The sequence below is a fragment of the Actinoplanes sp. NPDC049316 genome (assembly GCF_040677315.1).
GTDB lineage: Bacteria > Actinomycetota > Actinomycetes > Mycobacteriales > Micromonosporaceae > Actinoplanes.
This window is the reverse complement of sequence record NZ_JBFAQM010000038.1, coordinates 1-19,667: the sequence shown is the minus strand read 5'-3', so window position 1 is coordinate 19,667 and position 19,667 is coordinate 1. Positions and strand designations below refer to the sequence as shown.

The following is a 19,667-nucleotide window of genomic DNA, read 5'->3' as shown; positions in this document are numbered from 1 at the left end:
CACAGGGCGGCACGGCACCGAGGAATGTCGTAGAGTGCCCGGGTCGTCACTATAGGTGCTGTAGGAGGTTCGGTGCTTCGTCGCCGGCACACCATCGCGCTCGCCGTACTCAGCGCTCTCGCCCTCGCGTGCGACGGCGCCGCCGCCGACCCGGCTGCCACCGGGCGGCCGGAGCCGGTCTCGGGCCTGCCGTCCACGATGGCCGCGCTCGGCGACTCGATCACCGCGGGCTTCGGCAGCTGCGCCGTCTTCGTCGCGTGCAGCCGCAACTCCTGGTCGACCGGTGGATCCGACGACGTGGACAGCCATTATCGGCGGCTGCGCACGGCCAACCCGAAGATCAAGGGTCAGGCCCGCAACTTCGCCGTGCCCGGGGCGCTGGCCGCGGACCTGCCCGCGCAGGCGTACGCGGCGGTCGACGCACGGGCGCAGTACGTGACCGTCCTGATCGGGGCGAACGACGCGTGCGCGGACGACGTGGCCGGCATGACGTCCGTCCGCGCCTTCCGCGGCCACGTCGACAAGGCGCTGTCCATTCTGCGCAAGGGGCTGCCGAAGGCGCGCGTGCTCGTGGTCAGCGTCCCGGACATCCGCCGCCTGTGGCGGCTCGGTCACGACGAGCCCGCCGCGGTGCGGGCGTGGCGGCACGGCGTGTGCCCTTCGCTGCTGGCGAACCCGACCTCCACGGCCGCCGCCGACGAACAGCGCCGCGACCGGGTCGCCGGCCGCATCGACGCTTACAACGACGAGCTGGCCCGGGCCTGCGAGGCGTACGGCGGGCACTGCCGCTGGGACGGTGGTGCGGTGCACCGCGTCCGGTTCTCCCTCGACCTCGTGAACAAGGGCGACTACTTCCACCCCAACGTCGCCGGGCAGAACCGGCTGGCGGACGCCACGTACCCGGTCCGCTTCTCGTGGTGAGGTTTCGAAACTTAGATCGATAAATATGGACGGCCTTGAATGTGGTTAACCGTGTCCGTAGCTTGGGGGTGCCCCCTTCCACGATCGAGACAGGGGAGTCCGCATGCGTGCGCGTCCCTCGACCGGCCGCGTGGCCGGTGCCCTGACCGTCCTCCTCGCCCTCGCCGCCTGCAGCGCTCCCGACTCCGGCGGCTCCACCGCGCCGCAGGGGGACGCGCCGTCCCGGCCGAGCCGGGCCGTCACCCTCAACATCCTCGACGTCGCCGGGAACCTGCAGCTCACCCAGGGCATGATCGAGGACTTCGTGGCCCGCCACACCGACCTGGTCTCGCGGGTCACGTACTCGAAGGCGACCGCTCCCGAGCTGGTCGGCAAGATCAAGGCGCAGCAGGACGCCGGCCGGGTCGACATCGACCTCGTGCTCACCGGCGTGGACGGCCTCTCCGCCGGCCTGCAGCAGGGACTGTGGACGCCGCTGCTGCCCAAGTACGCCGACCGGCTGCCCGGCATGCGCGACTATCTCCCCGGCGCCGCCGCGATGCAGAAGCTCGCGGGGGACGCCGGCGTCACCGTCACCTACTACCCGTCCGGGCCGCTGCTGGAGTATCTCCCCGCCAAGGTGCCGAACCCGCCGCGGACCGCCCAGGAGCTGCTCGCGTACGCGAAGGCGAACCCCGGTGCCGTGCAGTACGCGCGGCCCTCCAACTCCGGCCCCGGCCGTACGCTGCTCATGGGTCTGCCGTACCTGCTCGGCGACCGCGACCCGAAGGACCCGGTCAACGGCTGGGACAAGACCTGGGCGTACCTCAAGGAGCTGGACAAGAGCATCACGCTCTACCCCTCGGGCACCAGCGAGACCATGAAGAACCTCGCGAACGGGTCGGCGAAGATCGTCGCGACCACGACCGGCTGGGACATCAACCCGCGGGTGCTGGGCACGGTGCCCAAGGAGGCGAAGGTCGCGGCGCTGCAGGACTTCCACTGGGTGACCGACGCGCACTACGCCGTCATCCCGCGCGGGGTGCCCGCCGACGACCAGGCCGCCGTGCTGATGCTGCTGGCCCACATGCTCACCAAGGAGCAGCAGGCCAAGGCGTACGACCAGGGCTACTTCTACCCGGGGCCCGCGGTCAAGGGGGTCGAGCTGGCCACCGCGCCGCAGGAGAGCCGCGAGGCCATCCAGGAGTACGGCCGCCCCGAGTACGCCGGCCTCATCGCCTCGCACCCGCTCGAGGTGCCGCTCGGCGCCAAGGAGCTGGTCGCCGCGTTCGACCGCTGGGACCGGGAGATCGGCGGCTCCAAGGTGCGCAAGTGAGCGAGCGCGGCTTCCGCGAGCTGCGGCTGGACGGGGTCGGCCGCAGCTTCGGCGGGCGCGACGCCCTGTCCGGGCTGACCCTGACGATCCGCACGGGTGAGTTCATCGCGCTGCTCGGGCCGTCGGGCTGCGGCAAGTCCACCGCGCTCAACTGCCTCGCCGGCCTGCTCCCGCTCAGCCGGGGCAGCATCTGGCGCGACGACGTACGCCTCGACACCGTGCCGCCCGAACGCCGCGGCTTCGGCATGGTGTTCCAGAACTACGCGCTCTTCCCGCATCTGACCGTGCGCCGCAACGTCGCCTTCGGGCTTCAGATGCGCCGGGTGCCGCGCGCCGAGACCCGCCGCCGCGTCGACGAGGCGCTGCGGCTGGTGCACCTGGGCGAGCACGCGGGAAAACTGCCCGGACAGCTTTCCGGAGGCCAGCAGCAGCGGGTGGCCATCGCGCGAGCCGTCGTCCTCGAACCGTCGCTCGTGCTGATGGACGAGCCGCTGTCCAACCTGGACGCCAAGCTGCGGCTCGAGATGCGTACGGAGATCCGCCGCCTGCACCAGACCCTCGGGCTGACCACCGTGTACGTCACACACGACCAGGAGGAGGCGCTGTCGCTGGCCGACCGTCTCGTCGTGCTGCGCGAGGGCCGGGTGGAGCAGATCGGCACCCCGGAGGAGGTGCACGCCAACCCGGTCAGCCGGCACGTCGCCGACTTCATGGGCTATCGCAATCTGCTGCCGCTCAAGGCCGAGCAGGTTCTCGGCGACCGCGTAGCCGTCGGCGGCGAGGGCATCACGCTGACGGGCACGCCCGTCGGCGCGCTCGTCGCGGGCGATCTCGTGGTGGCCGCCGCCCGCCCGGAGGATCTGAGCATCGCCGCCGCCGGAGTGCCGGCCACCGTGGAGGTCGTCGAGTACCAGGGGCGTGAGGTCGCGGTCGAGGCCCGTACGGACACGGGAACGGCCCTGTTCCTGCGCGGGCCCACCCGGCCCGCGGCCGGCGAGTGCATCCACATCTCGGTGGATCCCGCACGGCTGCTGGTCTTCCCGCGGGACGAGACGTGACCGCGCTGCGGCACCGGCTGGCCGACCGGGGCATCGACCGGCAGCTGCTCCTGCTCGTCCCGGGCGCGGTGTTCGTCGTGCTGCTGTTCATCTACCCGTTCTTCTACGGCATCGGCCTGTCGCTGCAACCCGCCGAGGGCGGCCCGCTGGGGGCGTACCGCCGGTTCTTCACCGACGCGTACCTGCGCGACACGATCACCACCACGCTGGGGCTCGCGCTGCCGGCCGCGCTGCTGAACGTGCTGGCGTCCGTGCCGATCGCGTACCGGATGCGCGGCCGGTACCGTGGCAAGCGCGTGCTGACCACCCTGCTCGTGCTGCCGATCACGCTGGGGACCGTGCTCACCGCGCAGGGCCTGCTGAACTTCCTCGGCCCTACCGGCTGGTTCAACCGCGTCCTGCAGAGCACCGGCCTCACCGACGCCCCGGTACGCCTCACGAACAACTACTGGGGTGTCTTCTTCTCGCTCGTGATCACCGGGTTCCCGTTCGCGTTCCTGCTCGTCAGCTCGTACCTGTCGGGGATCGACCCGGCGCTGGAACGCGCCGCCGCGACGCTGGGGGCGAACGGGTTCCAGCGGTTCCGCCGCGTCACGCTCCCGCTGCTCGCCCCCGGGCTGGCCACCACGTTCTGCCTGAGCTTCGTGCTGGCGTTCAGCGTGTTCCCGTCGGCCGTGCTGGTCGGCGACCCGGCCGGCGAGACCCGGGTCATCTCGATCGCCGCGTACGAGGCGGCCTACGTCCAGTACGACTACGTCCTCGCCTCCGCCGTCGCGGTCATCATGGGCGTGGCCGAGCTGGTCGTCCTCGGCTTCGTCCTCGGCTGGCGGGCGCTGCTCTACACCGGCTCGACCGCGGGAGGCAAAGGATGACGGAGCTCCGGCAGCGCCGCCTCACCGGCTCCCCGCTCGGCTGGGTCATCTGGGGCGTGGTGGTCTTCTTCTTCGTCAACCTGGCCGGCGTCATCGCGGCGGTCGTCGTCAGCTCGTTCGGCAGCCGGTGGTTCGACACCTGGCTGCCGCAGGGCTGGACGGCGAGCTGGTACGGCCGGGCCTGGCAGGACTTCACCCTCGGCCCGGTCCTCGTCGTCACCCTCGAGGTGGCGGTGCTCGTGGTCGGCATCTCGCTGCTCATCGGGGTGCCCGCGGCGTACGCGCTGGCCCGCGCCTCGTTCCCCGGCCGGCGCCTGCTGCTCCTGCTGTTCCTGCTGCCGATCCTCATGCCGCCGATCACGTACGGCATCCCGCTCGCCACGGTGCTCTACAAGTACGGCTTCGCCGGCCACCTGTCCGGCGTCGTGCTGGCCAACCTCGTGCCCTCCGTACCGTTCGTCATCCTCACCATGACGCCGTTCATCGAGCAGATCGACCCGGCGATCGAACGCGCCGCGCGGATGTGCGGCGCCCGCACGTGGCAGGTGTTCCTGCGGGTGCTGGCGCCGCTGTCGATCCCGGGCATCCTCGCCGCGGCGATCCTCGTGCTGGTCCGGACGGTCGGCATGTTCGAGCTGACCTTCCTCACCGCCGGCCCCGACTCGCAGACGCTCGTCGTCGCGCTCTACTACTCGATGTCGTCCGCCGGGATCCGCGCCCAGCAGTCCGTCGATGCGATGGCGGTCATCTACACGTCGATGATGCTGGTGCTGCTGGTCGTGGCGCTGCGGTTCGTCAACCCGACGCAGCTGGTCGCCCGCGTCGGGGACGAGGAGACATGAGGATCACCGAGGCGCGGGTGGTCGTCACCTGCCCCGGGCGCAACTTCGTGACGCTCAAGATCGTCACCGACGCCGGCGTCACCGGGGTCGGCGACGCCACCCTCAACGGCCGGGAGCTGGCCGTGGCGGCGTACCTGCGCGAGCACGTCGTCCCCACGCTCATCGGCCGCGACCCGGCCCGCATCGAGGACACCTGGCAGTACCTCTACAAGGGCGCGTACTGGCGGCGGGGGCCGGTCACGATGACCGCGATCGCCGCGGTCGACACCGCGCTGTGGGACATCAAGGGCAAGGTGGCCGGCCTGCCGGTCTACCAACTGCTGGGCGGGCGGTCCCGCGACGGCGTCACCGTGTACGGCCACGCGAACGCGGAAACGGCCGACGAGGTGCTGGCCGAAGTGGCCCGGCTCGCCGACGCCGGCTACCGGGCCGTGCGCGTGCAGACCGGCGTGCCCGGCCTGGCCACCACGTACGGCGTCAGCGCGGCCGGGAGGCCGTACGAGCCCGCCGACGCCGCCGTGCCCTCCGAGGCGACGTGGTCGACCCGCCGCTACCTGAGCCACGTGCCGTCGGTGTTCCGCCGCGTCCGCGACGAGTTCGGGCCGGACCTCATGCTGCTGCACGACGTGCACCACCGGCTCACCCCCGTCGAGGCGGCCCGGCTCGGCGCGGCGCTGGAGCCGTACGACCTGACCTGGATGGAGGATCCCGTCCCGGCCGAGCTGCAGGAGGGCTTCCGGCTCATCCGCCGGCACACCACGACCCCCATCGCGGTCGGCGAGGTGTTCAACAGCGTCTGGGACTGCCGGCAGCTGATCACCGAGCAGCTCATCGACTACATCCGCGCGACCGTCGTGCACGCCGGCGGCATCAGCCACCTGCGCCGCATCCTCGACCTCGCGAACCTCTACCACGTCCGCAGCGGCTCGCACGGCGCCACGGACCTGTCCCCGGTCTGCATGGCCGCCGCGCTGCACCTCGACATCAGCATCCCCAACTTCGGGCTGCAGGAGCACATGCCGCACACCGCCGAGACCGACGCGGTGTTCCCCCACGGCTACCGCTTCGCCGACGGTCACCTGCACCCCTCCGAGGCGCCCGGCCTGGGTGTCGACCTCGACGAGGAGCTGGCCGCGCGGTATCCGTACCGGCCGGCGTCGCTGCCGGTGAACCGCCTCGAGGACGGCACGGTGCACAGCTGGTGACACGGGCCCGCTACGGTTCCTGGTCCGGCTCGTCCCGCTCCCGGCCCCGCCGTTCGGTGAACGTCGCCGCGATGGCCGCGGTCACCACGGACAGCAGGGCGAACCCGGTGACCATCAACGCCACCGCGACGACGCGGCCGCCGAGGGTGACCGGGTAGTGGTCGCCGTACCCGACGGTGAACAGGGTGACGCACGCCCACCAGACCGCGGTCCCCACGTCCCGGATGTTCGCATCGGGGGCGTCGCGCTCGAAGCCGACCACGAGGATCGAGGCGCCCACGACGACGAGCAGGGCCAGCCACCCCACCGACAGCACGACGCGGTTCGCCAGCCGGCTGCGGGCACGCCGGCTGAGCACCCGCATGATCCGGCCCAGCAGGAACACCCGCAGGACCGGCAGGAGGACGGCCAGCAGGTCGATCCACTCCCGCCGCAGGAACGCGCGGCGGTCTCCGGCCATGGCGAGCCGGGCGAGATAGTCGACGGCGAGCACCGTCCACGCCAGCGCGAGCGCCGCCGTCGTCCACTGCGGCGGCGAGGGGTCCTGGACGCGGACCACCAGGCAGACGAGGGCGAGCAGCGACACGAGCGCGAGGGGCAGCTCGGTGACGCGTTCCCAGCGACGCAGCCGGTCGGCGCCCGCCATGTCGTACCCCCTTCCGCCCGCCGGTACGGCCGGCCGTCGCCGGCGGGTCAGACGTCGTCGGTCGAGACCGACGCGACGCCCGACGAGCAGGTGACGGTCATCCTGACCCGTTCGTTGCCGTGCCGGAACGTCACGTACGGCGCGGCCCCCGGCCCGGACTCCACCGCGTCGACCTTCCACGGGCGCGTCGCCGCCCACGACAGCAGCTGCGCCCGGCCGGGGTCCGGACAGGTGGCGCGTACCGAACCGCCCTGCGAGGAGAACGACCACTCGCGGGCCGGCTCCTCGGGCTCGGTGGTCGTCGTCGGCCGCGGAGTCGTCGTCGTGGCGGTGGCCCGCCCCGTGGTGGCCGTCGCGCGCGGAGGCTTCGCCGGGGTGGGAGCGGCCGGGTCACCGGCCGCGGCCGTCGCTGTGGGTGCCGTCGCCGCGGTCGTCTCGGAGACGGGCTTGCGCGCCGTGCTGTCGCCGGGGCGCGGCGCGGCGGGTAAGGCGGACGACGGGGGAGCGGCCGGCAGGGCGTCCGCGGACCGGTTGTCTCCGTGCCCGTCGGGCAGGAGCAGCCACAGCACGGCCGCCAGCAGCACGACCGCGGCGGTGATCATGGCTAGGCGGGCCCGCCGGCCCGGTGATCTACGGCTGCCGCCCGTGGCCGGGGTGTCCGCGGCCGGGTCTCCCGCGGCCGGGCTTCGATCGGCCGGGTTCTCGGCGGCTGGGTTCTCCGTCGCCGGGCGCAAAGGTGCGGACGGCGCTTGCGCCGCCGGGATCGCGGCCGCTGCCAGGCCGGTCGCCGCCGTCGTCGCGTCCCGGCGGATCAGCACGGACGGGGTGGGGTCGACGGCCGGGCCGCCCGCCGCACGGACCGGCTCGTCGGCCACCACCCGCAGGCCCGCGCCCTGGGCCAGCAGTGCGGCCACCTCCCGCGCGCTCGGACGCATCGTGACGTCCTTGCTGAGGCAGCGGTTGCACAGGTCGACCACGTACTCGGGCACCCCGGGCAGCTGCGGCAGCGGCTCCGGCGCCACGTAGATGTGCGCGGACAGCATCTGCGTCGTGGTGTCCGCGGACCAGGGGGAGTGGCCGGAGAGCAGGCGGTAGAGCAGGACTCCGAGGGCGTACACGTCGGATGCCGGGTCGACCGCGTCGTCGGTCAGCCGCTCCGGCGCCAGGTACGCCGGGGTGCCGTACACCTCCTCGTCGAGGTCGCCGGCGCCGGACCGGGTGATCGCCGCGGCGATGCCGAAGTCGACGACCTTCGCGCCGGTCTCGGCGAGCAGCACGTTGGCCGGTTTGATGTCGCGGTGCACCAGGCCGTCGGCGTGCGCGGCGGCGAGCGCGGCGGCCACCTCCGCGCACACCCGCATCGCGTAACGGGACGACACGGGGGCGTGCATCCGGTCGTGCAGCGGCACGCCGCGGACCAGCTCCATCACCACGTACGGGGCCGGGGAGCCGGGCTCCGTGGACTCGCCGTAGTCGTACACCTGGGCGATGTTGGGGTGCGACAGCGCCGCCGCGGCGCGGGCCTCTTGGCGGATCCGCCGCCGCGATTCGGGGTCGCCCGCGTACCGGGCGGCGAGGACCTTGACGGCGACCGTGCGGCCGAGGACCTCGTCGTGGGCCCGCCACACCACGGACATGCCGCCGTGACCGAGCGGGGCGAGCAGAACGTAGCGGCCGCCGAGTCGCTGGTGCACCTCCATGCCGAGGCAGTCTGCCGGTATCGACGCCGGTCTGCATCCCCGGCCCCCCTTCCGTGGGCCGGGGACGCGCGCCGGTCCTGCTCAGCGAGGGCCTGGGCGGCCGGGACCGTTGCCGGGGCCGTTGCCGGGCCCGCCCTGGCCGGGCGGGGTGCCGGTGGTCTGTGCCGGCCCGCCGCTGACCTGGATGCTGACGAAACCGCCCTTGACCGTCGTACCGGACGGGTCGGTACCGGCCGCCGTGCCCTTCGGGCAGGAGGAGGCGACCTCGGCGCCGGTGGCCGCGATGAACCCGGCGTTCTTGAGCAGCCCCGTGGCCTCCGCGATGCTGCGGCACGTCACGTCGGGCACCGACCGCTGCTCACCCTTGGCGATCTTCGTGCCGGACGGCTTCTTGAACTCCTCGTCCGGCTCGCCCTTCATGATGTCCCGGACCGTCTTCTGCACCGCCGGGTTCACCACGCCGTGCGACATCCGGTACGGGTGGTTCTGGTAGTCCGGATTGACCAGATAGCCCGCCACGACGATCTTCGTGGTGCCCACGATCAGCGAGGCGGTCTTGTCGTTGTCGGTCGTGCCGGTCTTGCCGAAGACCGGATGCCCGACGATGTCGTCGGTGTCACCGGCGGTCGCGCCCCCGCAGCTGCCCAGCCGCGCGGAGTCGCCCAGCGGGCAGCGCGCCGCGTCGATGGCGGCGCGGGCCACGTCCGCCGGGGTGGCCCGCTTGCAGTGCGGCTTGCCGACGTCGAGCTTCTCCCCGGACGCGGTGGTGATCTGCTGGACCGGGGTCGGCGTGCAGTACATGCCGTCGCCGGCCAGGGTCGCGTACGCGTTCGCCATGTCCAGCGGTGTGGAGTCGGCCACGCCGAGGGTGAACGAGCCCCAGTCGTGCGCGTAGTGGGTCGCGAGGTCCTTGTCGTGCGGGTTGCGGAACTGCACGCCGAAGCGTTGCGCCACGTCGACGACCTTCTCGGCGCCGACGCTCTCCTCCAGCGGCACGAAGTACGTGTTGACGGAGCTGCCGAAGCCCGTCCACATGTTGTACGGGCCCTTCTCCGACTTCGACGCGTTGGTCGGGCAGTAGTGCCCGCCGCACTCGGCCGGCGCGCCGGAGTCGAGGTAGGTCGGCGACTTGTACCGCCACGTGGTGTTGATCGGGTACGCCAGCGGATAGCCGTTCTCGAGCGCCGCCACCATCGTGAACATCTTGAACACCGAGCCGGCCTGGTAGCCGGTGATGTCGCCGCCGCCGGTCAGCAGCGGGTTGGTGGTGTTCGGGTACGTGCCGCGCTTGCCCTTGGCCTTGAGGGCCGGGTCCGAGGAGAGCTTGTTCTCGGGATCGGCCGGATCGTCGATCTTGAAGCGCCGGTTGGCGGCGAGCGCGCGTACCCGGCCCGTGCCCGGCTCGACGCCGGCGAGCAGCAGCGCGTCGCGGTCCTTCACGCCGATCTGCTTGGCGATGTTCTTGCGGGCCGCGTTCTGCGCCTTGACGTCGAGCGAGGTGCGGATGGTGTAGCCGCCGCTCTTGAGCCGCCGCTCCCGCTCGTACGGGTTGGCGCCGAACTCGGGCCGGCTCAGCCACCAGCGGTAGAAGTAGTCGCAGAAGAAGCCCCAGCTGTTGGTGGTCACCGAGGTGCAGCCGTTGCCGCTGCGCTTGACCGTGCGCTTCAGCGGCGCCTTCGTGGCGTCCGCGGCCTGCTGCGGGGTGATGAAGCCCAGGTCGCGCATGTTGGCGATGACCCAGTTGCGCCGGTCGAGGGCCAGCGGGTAGCCCTTCGCGGTGGTGGGGTTGAAGCCGGTCGGCGCCTTCACCATGCCGGCCAGCAGCGCCGCCTCGGCGACCGTGAGGTCCTTGGCCTTCTTCTGGAAGTACACCTGGCTGGCGGCGGAGATGCCGTACGCGCCGTTGCCGAACGGGGCCGCGTTGAGATAGCGCTCGAGGATCTGCTCCTTGGTGAGCTCCTTCTCGACCTGCATCGCGTACTTCATCTCGCTGAGCTTGCGCCGTGCCGTGCCCTCGGTGGCGTCCACCACCTCCTGCGGCGTGGTCGCCGTGTACGCGAGCGACATCTTGACGTACTGCATCGTCAGCGTCGAGGCGCCCTGCCGGTCGTTCTTGCCGCTGTTGTTGACGAACGCCCGGGCGATGCCCTTCACGTCCACGCCGTTGTGGTGGAAGAACTGGTGGTCCTCGGCGGCGACGATCGCGTTCTGCATCGTCTTGGAGATGTCCTTGAGCGGCACGTCGCGCCGGAACTCCTCCCAGAACACGGCGACCTTGGTCTTGCCGTCGGCCGCGTACAGGGTGCTGACCTGGGGGGCGGTGGCGTGTTTGAGCTCGCTGGGCAGGCTGGCGAAGGACTCGCCGCCGGCCTTGGCCGCCAGGCCGGACATGGCCACCGCGGGGAACGCCGCCGCGGCGACGACCACGCCGGAGGCCAGGCCGCAGATCAGCAGGGCGGCCGCGTTGGTCAAGGGCTTGTGCTCGCGTCGGCGCATCGGGATGCCAGGTCCAAACTTCGATAGTCGTCAACGTGCGGGCGGTCGGGGGACTCGCCCGGGCGGAGGGTAACGATCACGCGCAAGCGCCGCGGCTCAGGCCGCCGTGAGCTCCGTGAACAGCCGTTCCCAGGATTCGGCCACGGCGGGCATCTCGTACCGCGCGCTGGTCCGTCTCGCCGCGCGGCCGAACGACTCGCGCAGCGCGGCGTCCTCGATCAGTCGGCACAGGCCCTCGGCGAGCGCGGCCGTGTCCTCGCGGGGGATCAGCAGGCCGTTGACGCCGTCCTCGACCACCTCCGCGGGACCGGTCGGGCAGTCGAACGCCACGACCGGCAGGCCCGAGTCCATCGCCTCCAGCAGCACCATCGGCAGCCCCTCGAAGCGGGAGCTCAGCGCGAAGACCGACGCCCGGGCCAGCTCCCGGTCGAGGTGCCGGGTCATCCCGCGCAGATGGACGTGACCGCCGAGGCCGAGCTCCTTGATCTGCTCGGTGAGCCCGCCCCGCAGGCGGCCCTCACCGAAGATGGCCAGCTCCCAGTCCGGGTGCCGCTCGCGGACCAGCCCGAAGGCCTCCACCAGCAGGTCGAACCCCTTCTGCGGGGTCAGCCGGCCGGCTGCCAGCACGGTCCGCCCGCGCCCGCCGGCCGGTGCAGCGGGCCGGTCCGGTATGCCGTTCGGTATCCGTTCCACGCGCAGGCCCGTGTGGCCGAGCGCCGCCCGGTACGCGGCCAGGTCCGCCTCGGTCAGCACGGTCACCGCGTCGAGCCGCGGGTACGCCCGCAGCATCGCCTCCCGCAGCGCGGGCTTGTACGTGCCGAGGTTCATGTGGTCCTGGCCGACCCGGACGAGCCGGCTCGGGGCGAACCAGGCCGACATGAGGTTGAGGCCGGGCCGCGTGGTGACGAGCACACCGTCGCGCTGGGCCCGGAAGTAGCGCACGAGGATCGTGTCGACCACCGGATCCCAGCGCTTGTAGCGGAAGTCGTACCGGTGCGGCAGCGGGTTGCGGAAGCGCCGCGTCTTGCGGACGAACCGGGAGTTGGTGCCCTGTGGGTCCGTCCACCGTGAACCGTCGTCGCGCAGGTCGGTGAGGGACACCAGGCGGACCCGCTCGTCGAGCGGGAAGACCGGTTTGTCCCGGGTGCGGTAGACGCTGGCGATCTCGACGTCGTGCGTACGGCACATCGCGTTGGCTTGATTGACGACGGTACGGATGGTTCCGCCCGTGCCGTACGCGTTGTGCAGGACGTACCGGATCTTCACGCGGACACCGTAGAGGCATCCGTCAATGCACCGTTGTCCCGTGCCGGGAATGTGCACCATGTGCCCTGAGAAATGCGCGCAAGCTCGCCCGGCTTCCCCGGGTGGCCCCGGCGCGCACCGCCGATCTGGTGGCGCTGCGCGTCCGGGCCGCGGTCGGCGCCCTCCTGCGCGCCGACGACGCCGTGCTCGCGGCCGGACGCGGTCGAGCTGGGTGGCGACCCGGCGGAGTTCTGGGCCGCGATCGCCCGGCACGGGCTGCTGCTGCCGGCGTCCTGGCTCGGTGCCGGATGGCCGGCGCTGTGGGCGCGCTCGTTCGCCCGCCCGGCGCCGCGAACCGTCACCCCGTCCTGACGAAGAGGCGGAGCGGGACTGCCTGCGCCAAGGCCCGGTATCCGGCCGGGGTGAGGTGCAGGTGATCGCCGGTGTCGTACGCGGCCAGCAGCCGGCGCTGGTCGCCGGGGTCACGGACGGCGGCGTCGAAGTCCGCCACGACGTCGAACCGGCCGCTGCCGCGGATCCAGGCGTTGACCGTACGGCGGCTCTGCTCGCGTAGCCCTCCGGCGTCGTCGTAGCCCTCGTTCCCGCCGAAGGGCAGCAGGGTCGCCCCGCACACCACGAGGTCGCGGGCCTGGCAGCGCAGCACGATCTGGTCGTACGCGAAGATCAGCTCCTCGGTGATCCGCTGCTGGTCCGCCGGGGTGGCGGCGGCCGTGCCGATGTCGTTCACGCCCTCGAAGAGGATCACCCACGCGGCGCGGGTCTGGGCCAGCACGTCGCGGTCCAGCCGGGCCAGGGCGTTGGGCCCGAGGCCGTCGCGCAGCACCCGGTTGCCGCCCGCCGCCTCGTTGACGACCGCGACGTCGCGGAGCCGCGGGACGGCCTGGAGCCGGTCGAACAGCTGGTCGGGCCAGCGGTTGTTGCCGTTCGTCGTGGAGCCGCGGCCGTCGGTCAGCGAGTCGCCGAGCAGCACGAGCGCACGCGACGGCGCATCCGGCTGCACCTCCAGCCCGCTCAGGAAGTACCAGTGGTCGACCGGGGTGGCGCCGGGCAGGTCGAGGTCGTCGGCGTGCTCGCCCGGGAGCAGGTACGACGTCGTCCGGGAGCCCGGGTGCGACGTGATGGCGGTGGACGCCTGGCCGGAGTCGAGGTGGACGGTCACCGTCACGTTCGATCCCGGGGCCACCTCCATGGCGACCGGGTCGGAGACCACCTGGGCGCCCATCGGGACCACCGTTGAGGCCCTCCCGCCGAACGTCACCGGCCGCGAGGTGCCCTCCTGGATCGCGGCCACGCCGGCCCGCCCGCCGGCCGGGAGCGCGATGCGCACGGTGTGCAGGGGCAGGTCCGCCCCGCCGAAGGCGTTGGAGAAGCGCAGCCGTACGGGCCCGCCGCCGACGGTCACGCGCAGCGTCTGCCGCAGGGTGGTGTCCGGCAGCACCACCCCGTCGCGGATGAACGCGGCGGGCGGCATGTTGCCGGGCTCGGTCAGCTGGGGCATCGCACCCCACGTGGCGACCCAGCGGTCCCGGTGGCCCGCCGCGCCGCCGGGTGGGGCGGCCGTCGCGGGGCCGGGTATCGCGGCGGCGAGTGCCGAGCCGCCGGCCGCGGCCAGGAGCTCACGCCGGGTGGGGCGGGCGGCGCTTCGGTCGGGCATGGGAACTCCTTCGTCGTGATCGCGGCGGCCTCGGCGAACGTGCCACAGCCATCCGTCCGGCTCAATGGAAGCGCTCCCACAATCCGCGAATGGTGCACAGAGACCGGAAGTTGCAGAGCCATGGCTGATCGGTAAGGCGTGATTTAGTCGCGCCAAAGCCGCGAAAAGGACCGGCGGGGGTCCTCGGCGGCGTAAGCCGGGCCGTTGAAGTTACGGGATTGTTTCGTTAACGTCCGGCCACCGCCGATCGACCCCTGTGAATCGCTCGGCGCTGTCCCCCTGCGAGAAAGGTTCCCCGATGCACAAGCCACGGACCCCGCTGCGGGCGCTCGGCGTGGCCGCCGCCGCGGCCGTCGTCGCCGCCGGCGGCGTGGTCGCCCTCACCTCGACGGCCGAGGCCGCGACCACGCTGGGCGCCTCCGCCGCGGCCACCGGTCGCTACTTCGGGACGGCGGTGGCGGCGAACAAGCTGTCCGACAGCACCTACGTCGGCATCCTCGACCGCGAGTTCAACGCGGTGACGCCCGAGAACGAGATGAAGTGGGACGCCACCGAGCCCAACCAGAACCAGTTCAGCTACAGCTCGGCCGACCGCATCGTCAGCCACGCCCAGGCCCAGAACATGCGGATCCGGGGCCACGCGCTGGCCTGGCACTCGCAGCAGCCCGGCTGGGCGCAGAACATGAGCGGCACCGCGCTGCGCAACGCCATGCTCAACCACGTCACCCAGGTCGCCACCCACTACAAGGGACAGATCTACGCCTGGGACGTGGTGAACGAGGCCTTCGCCGACGGCAACACCGGCGCCCGGCGCGACTCCAACCTGCAGCGCACCGGCAACGACTGGATCGAAGCCGCGTTCCGCGCCGCGCGCGCCGCGGACCCCGGCGCGAAGCTCTGCTACAACGACTACAACACCGACGGCCAGAACGCGAAGAGCAACGCCGTGTACGCAATGGTGCAGGACTTCAAGTCCCGCGGCGTACCGATCGACTGCGTCGGCTTCCAGTCGCACTTCAACGCGCAGTCCCCGGTGCCCAGCGACTACCAGGCCAACCTGCAACGCTTCGCCAACCTCGGCGTGGACGTGCAGATCACCGAGCTCGACATCGAGGGCTCCGGACAGACCCAGGCCGACAACTTCTCCCGGGTCACGAAGGCCTGCCTCGCCGTGAGCCGCTGCACCGGCATCACGGTCTGGGGCATCCGCGACAGCGACTCCTGGCGGGCCGGCGGCACCCCGCTGCTCTTCGACTCCAGCGGCAACAAGAAGGCGGCGTACACCTCGACGCTGAACGCGCTCAACGGCGGCGGCACGACTCCGCCCAGCGACCCGCCGACCTCGCCCAGCACCCCGCCTAGCACCCCGCCGAGCACCCCCACGGACCCCGGCACGGGCGCTTGCACCGCGACGGTCTCGCTCAACCAGTGGACCGGCGGCTTCGTGGCGACCGTACGCGTCACCGCGGGCAGCTCCGCCCTGCGCGGCTGGTCGGTGAGCACGACGCTGCCGTCCGGGGCGGCCGTCACGAACTCGTGGAACAGCCAGAGCAGCGGCTCGACCGGCACCGTACGGTTCGCCAACGTCTCGTACAACGGTTCCGTGCCCGCCGGTGGCAGCACCGAGTTCGGCTTCCAGGGCACCGGCACCGGTCCCGCCTCGGCCACCTGCTCGGCGAGCTAGGGCGGACGTGATGCGACGAATGAAAGCGCTGCTCGCGGCGGCCGCCTCGGCCGCCGCGCTCGGGGCGGCGATCCTCATGCCGGCCACCGCGGCCCAGGCGGCCTCGCTGCAGGAGGTCACGAACTTCGGCACCAACCCGAGCAACCTGCGGATGCACCTGTACGTGCCCGACCGGCTGGCGGCCCGCCCGGCGCTGCTCGTCGCCGTGCACTACTGCACGGGCTCGGGTCCGGCGTTCTACTCGGGTACGGAGTTCGCCTCGCTGGCCGACCGGTACGGGTTCATCGTCGTCTACCCGTCGGCGACCCGCTCCGGCAACTGCTTCGACGTGTCCTCGCCGGCCGCTCTGCGCCACGACGGCGGCAGCGACCCGGTCGGCATCGTCTCGATGGTGCGTTACGTGCAGCAGCGGTACGCCACCGACCCGGCCCGTACGTTCGTGACCGGGGCGTCCTCCGGCGCGATGATGACCAACGTCCTGCTCGGTGACTACCCGGACGTCTTCGCCGCCGGGTCGGCGTTCTCGGGCGTGCCGTTCGGCTGCTTCGCGACCACGGACGGTTCCGGCTGGAACAGCGCCTGCGCCAACGGCCAGATCACGAAGACCGCCCAGGCGTGGGGCGACCTGGTCCGGGGCGCCTATCCCGGGTACTCCGGGCCGCGTCCGCGCATGCAGGTGTTCCACGGCACGACCGACGACACGCTGCGATACCCGAACTTCCAGGAGGAGATCAAGCAGTGGACGAACGTGCTGGGTGTCAGCCAGACCCCGGTGCAGACGGACACACCGCAGCAGGGCTGGACCCGGACCCGGTACGGCAACGCGTCCGTGCAGGCGCCGGTCGAGGGGATCAGCATCGCCGGGGTCGGCCACTCGCTGCCGATGAGCGGGATGGCGGCCATGGCCATCGCCTTCTTCGGCCTCGACCGGACCGGCACGGACCCGTCCACGCCGCCGTCGACCCCTCCGTCCACGCCGCCGTCCACGCCGCCGTCCGCCGGGGCCTGCCGGGTCAGCGTCACGACCAACGCCTGGAACACCGGGCTGACCGCGTCGCTGTCCATCACCAACACGGGCAGCACCGCGATCAACGGATGGACGCTGGGCTTCACGCTGCCCTCCGGGCAGAGCATCACCTCGGGCTGGAACGCCACCTACTCGCCGGCCTCAGGCCAGGTGAGCGCCCGTAACGTCAGCTACAACGCGGCCCTGGCCCCCGGAGCCTCCGTGGGCATCGGATACCAGGCGACGCACACCGGCGACAGCCGGGCGCCGAGCGGATTCACCCTCAACGGCGCCACTTGCGCCACCGCCTGAACACAGCAGCGGGGCGGCCGGTCACCCCGGCCGCCCCGCGTCGTGCGCGCGTCAGTCCTGCGTCACTTGATGCCGTTCTCCCGGCACAGCGCGGCGAACCGGCCCGCACAGACCGCCTTCTTCGTCGCGAAGCCGTCCTTGATGACGTCGACGACGTTCTCCTTGTAGATCGGGATCGGGTCCAGCAGCACGGCCGGGACGTACGCGCCCGACTCGGGGTCCTTCACCCGGTCGACGACCTTGGCCTGCTCGCCCTTGAAGAGGCTGATCGCGAGCTTCGCGGCCGCGTCCGCCTCCTTCTTGATCGGCTTGTACACCGTCATGCACTGGTCGCCGGCGAGGATGTTCTGCAGGCCCTGCGTCTCCGCGTCCTGCCCGGTCACCGGGACCGTGCCGTTCATCGCCTTGCCGTTGCGCTTGCGCTCGCGCAGCACGGTGATCGCCGCGTTGCCCAGGCCGTCGTTGGCGGCCAGCACGCCGTCGATCTGGTTGTTGTACTGGTTCATCATCTCGACGAAGATCGACCGGCCCTCCTTGTTGTCCCACTTGTCCACGGACTGGTCCGGGCCCTTGAAGAAGGAGCCGTCGTCGAACTTCGGCTGCAGCACCGAGTCGTAGCCGTTCTTGAACAGCAGGGCGTTGTTGTCGGAAGGTGCGCCGTTGAGGTAGACGACCCGCGGCTTGGCGACCTTCTTCTCCTGCAGGCAGCGGATGAGGCCCTCGCCCTGGTACTTGCCGACCTGCTCGCCGTCGAAACTGACGTAGTAGTCGGCGCCGCCGTTGAGCGTCAGCCGGTCGTAGTCGATGGTCTTGACCTTGGCGGCCTTGGCCTTGTCCAGCACGTACTTGCCGCTGACCGGGTCGAGGTTGGCGATGATCAGCACCGTGACGCCCTCGGCGATCATCCGGTCGCCGATGCGCTGGAAGTTCGCCGCGTCACCCTGCGCGTTCTCGATCTCCACCGGGACGTCGGCCGCGTCCAGCGCGGCCTTGAGCAGTTTCGGGTCGTCGCTGCCCCAGCGCTGCGACGTCGTGGTGTCGGGCAGGATCACGCCGACCTTGCCCGTCCCGTCGGCGCGGCGCGTCTCGGCGGCGGAGCCGCTGTCGTCATCGTCGGTGCAGGCGGTGAGACCGCCGACGGTGAGCAGACCGACCGCCGCAAGGGCCACCAGATTCCGGCGCACGTGATTACCTCCATGGGCGAAAAGCGCGGCAAGGGTACCAGTGCGACGTGAAGAACCTTTCGGCGGCGACCGCAGTCGTGACTGAAGTGTTGCGCCGGCTCAGGCGGTGGCGACCCGTGCGGCCGGCGTACGGGCCGGTCGGGACACGCGGACCGGCGTCGTCCGGGTGGCTCCGCTGACCGGGCGCGCGGAGCGGGTGACCGCCGCGGCAGGCCGGACGACGCGCGCCGAGCCGGGCCGGACGAGCGTCGCGGTGACCGCGGACGAGGCCTTGACGGCGGAGGAGGCGGTGACGGCCGATGAGAAGGTGACGGCGGCGGTGCCGGCGACCGCGGCGGGGGCGGTGGCCGGGCGGACCACCCGGGCGGTGCCGCGGGCGGGCCGGACCACGGTCGCCACCCCACGGGCCACCGGCGCCGGCAGCGGCACCGAGGCCGGGGCCGGCGCGGTACGGCCGGCGGCGACCAGGACCACGCAGACGATCACGGCGCTGGTCAGGCCCACGAGGGCGGACAGCCACACCGCCGTCTGGCCGGTGGTGAGGCCGTACGTCAGCCAGGAGCCGCTGGCCGCCGCGCCCAGGCGCCAGCGCAGCGGGGACAGGCCGCTCAGGTCCTGGGTACGGTCGCGCAGCAGCGACAGCGGCTGGGGGACGGACGAGGCGAACGACGTCCCGGCGAGGATCAGGCCCAGCACGACCGCCACATGGGCGGCGGTGGCATCGGTGAGGGCGGCCACCGCGACGCTGACCGCGACGGCGGTGAGGACGGCCCCGGCGCCACTCGCCGTGACCAGCAGCTTCCGGCCGGTACGCAGGTCGCTGCGGCGCCACAGCACGACGGTCAGCACGCCCAGCCCGGCCGCGCCGTTGACGGTGTTGGTCACCACCTGCACCGTCTCGCCGGCCAGCAGCCCGTACGTGATCCACCCGATCGGCATCGCCAGGCCCAGCCAGCACGCTGTGGGGGACAGCCCGCCCGTACGTCCCTGAATGCACGAGCGGTACACCTGCGGCCAGGGGAGGGACATGGACAGTGCGGCGCCGAGCCAGCCGAGCAGAGCAGTGGAGAACATGGTCCGTTCCGGTATCGAAAGTCAGGGAGGCCGGCAGCGTCGCGGCCATCTGACCCATCGCCCGGCTCCCGGGCGGCCTGACAAGATCGACTCGTGAGAGGCGACACGGACCGTTATCACCGTTTCGCACCCGAATCCCGCGGAGGACGGGCGATCCTGCCGCTGACCACCGATCCCGTTGCTGCCCGCCCGCCGGGCGGGGCCCCGATCGCGGCGCTGGTGGCGCGCTGTGCGGGGCGCCGATCGCGGCGTTGCTCGCGCGCCGTGCGGGGCGCCGATCACGGCGCTGCTCGCGCGCCGGGCGGGCCCGCTCGCGCCCGCCCGCGTCCGGCTGATGCGGGCGACTTGAGGGTTCCGGTGGGCTGAACCGAACGGCAACCGGGGCGCGCCCGTTCTGCGCTCCCGCGGTTCGCGGGGTGGGCGAATGGATGG

The 19,667-nt window shown here is 72.1% G+C and carries 16 protein-coding genes; 9 read left to right on the top strand and 7 right to left on the bottom strand.

The features are described 5' to 3' along the window. The first annotated feature begins 72 nt into the window (after nucleotides 1-72). The 6 genes from AB0K03_RS36405 to manD all read left to right on the top strand — a co-directional run bounded on the left by AB0K03_RS36405 (nucleotide 73) and on the right by manD (nucleotide 6,213). A complete protein-coding gene (locus tag AB0K03_RS36405) occupies nucleotides 73-921 on the top strand; it encodes a GDSL-type esterase/lipase family protein (protein WP_364695076.1) in 849 nt (282 codons plus the stop codon). A 103-nt stretch (nucleotides 922-1,024) separates the two neighbouring features. After that, entirely contained in the window at nucleotides 1,025-2,236 is a 1,212-nt protein-coding gene (locus AB0K03_RS36400) for an extracellular solute-binding protein (protein ID WP_364695073.1), read from the top strand. After that, complete coding sequence (locus tag AB0K03_RS36395; protein WP_364695070.1) at nucleotides 2,233-3,294, top strand: ABC transporter ATP-binding protein; 1,062 nt, start codon at nucleotides 2,233-2,235, stop codon at nucleotides 3,292-3,294. The genes AB0K03_RS36400 and AB0K03_RS36395 overlap by 4 nt, the downstream gene beginning before the upstream one ends. Beyond that, on the top strand, nucleotides 3,291-4,166 hold the full coding sequence (locus AB0K03_RS36390; RefSeq protein WP_364695067.1) for a sugar ABC transporter permease: 876 nt from the start codon (nucleotides 3,291-3,293) through the stop codon (nucleotides 4,164-4,166). The genes AB0K03_RS36395 and AB0K03_RS36390 overlap by 4 nt, the downstream gene beginning before the upstream one ends. Further along, entirely contained in the window at nucleotides 4,163-5,008 is an 846-nt protein-coding gene (locus AB0K03_RS36385) for an ABC transporter permease subunit (protein WP_364695064.1), read from the top strand. The genes AB0K03_RS36390 and AB0K03_RS36385 overlap by 4 nt, the downstream gene beginning before the upstream one ends. Next, nucleotides 5,005-6,213 (top strand): D-mannonate dehydratase ManD, encoded by a 1,209-nt coding sequence (gene manD / locus AB0K03_RS36380; protein ID WP_364695061.1) that lies wholly within the window; start codon nucleotides 5,005-5,007, stop codon nucleotides 6,211-6,213. The genes AB0K03_RS36385 and manD overlap by 4 nt, the downstream gene beginning before the upstream one ends. Nucleotides 6,214-6,223: 10 nt before the next feature. On the opposite strand, the gene AB0K03_RS36375 is transcribed toward manD, so the two are convergent. The 4 genes from AB0K03_RS36375 to AB0K03_RS36360 form a co-directional block, all read right to left on the bottom strand. Beyond that, entirely contained in the window at nucleotides 6,224-6,859 is a 636-nt protein-coding gene (locus AB0K03_RS36375) for a potassium channel family protein (RefSeq protein WP_364695059.1), read from the bottom strand. 47 nt (nucleotides 6,860-6,906) lie between these two features. Next, a complete protein-coding gene (locus AB0K03_RS36370; RefSeq protein WP_364695056.1) occupies nucleotides 6,907-8,559 on the bottom strand; it encodes a serine/threonine-protein kinase in 1,653 nt (550 codons plus the stop codon). An 81-nt stretch (nucleotides 8,560-8,640) separates the two neighbouring features. Then, complete coding sequence (locus AB0K03_RS36365) at nucleotides 8,641-11,055, bottom strand: transglycosylase domain-containing protein (protein WP_364695053.1); 2,415 nt, start codon at nucleotides 11,053-11,055, stop codon at nucleotides 8,641-8,643. A gap of 96 nt (nucleotides 11,056-11,151) precedes the next feature. Next, nucleotides 11,152-12,321, bottom strand: coding sequence for a glycosyltransferase family 4 protein (locus AB0K03_RS36360; RefSeq protein ID WP_364695050.1), 1,170 nt, complete (start codon nucleotides 12,319-12,321; stop codon nucleotides 11,152-11,154). A gap of 72 nt (nucleotides 12,322-12,393) precedes the next feature. Here AB0K03_RS36360 and AB0K03_RS36355 point away from each other — a divergent pair, with 72 nt between their 5' ends. Further along, nucleotides 12,394-12,672 carry a hypothetical protein gene (locus AB0K03_RS36355; RefSeq protein WP_364695047.1) on the top strand — a complete coding sequence of 93 codons (279 nt, stop codon included), beginning with the start codon at nucleotides 12,394-12,396 and terminating at the stop codon, nucleotides 12,670-12,672. Here AB0K03_RS36355 and AB0K03_RS36350 read toward each other — a convergent pair. Further along, nucleotides 12,659-13,975: an SGNH/GDSL hydrolase family protein gene (locus tag AB0K03_RS36350; RefSeq protein ID WP_364695044.1), complete on the bottom strand. Its 1,317-nt coding sequence runs from the start codon at nucleotides 13,973-13,975 to the stop codon at nucleotides 12,659-12,661. The genes AB0K03_RS36355 and AB0K03_RS36350 overlap by 14 nt on opposite strands. 298 nt (nucleotides 13,976-14,273) lie before the next feature. Between AB0K03_RS36350 and AB0K03_RS36345 the strand changes: the two genes are divergently transcribed. Continuing rightward, complete coding sequence (locus tag AB0K03_RS36345) at nucleotides 14,274-15,659, top strand: endo-1,4-beta-xylanase (RefSeq protein ID WP_364695041.1); 1,386 nt, start codon at nucleotides 14,274-14,276, stop codon at nucleotides 15,657-15,659. A 10-nt stretch (nucleotides 15,660-15,669) separates the two neighbouring features. Further along, a complete protein-coding gene (locus AB0K03_RS36340; RefSeq protein ID WP_364695038.1) occupies nucleotides 15,670-16,977 on the top strand; it encodes a PHB depolymerase family esterase in 1,308 nt (435 codons plus the stop codon). 62 nt (nucleotides 16,978-17,039) lie between these two features. Here the strand turns inward: AB0K03_RS36340 and AB0K03_RS36335 are convergent, their stop codons facing one another. Both AB0K03_RS36335 and AB0K03_RS36330 read right to left on the bottom strand, forming a co-directional pair. Next, a complete protein-coding gene (locus AB0K03_RS36335) occupies nucleotides 17,040-18,161 on the bottom strand; it encodes a substrate-binding domain-containing protein (protein ID WP_364695035.1) in 1,122 nt (373 codons plus the stop codon). A 99-nt stretch (nucleotides 18,162-18,260) separates the two neighbouring features. Next, nucleotides 18,261-19,235, bottom strand: coding sequence for a SemiSWEET transporter (locus tag AB0K03_RS36330; protein ID WP_364695032.1), 975 nt, complete (start codon nucleotides 19,233-19,235; stop codon nucleotides 18,261-18,263). Nucleotides 19,236-19,667 lie beyond the last annotated feature (432 nt).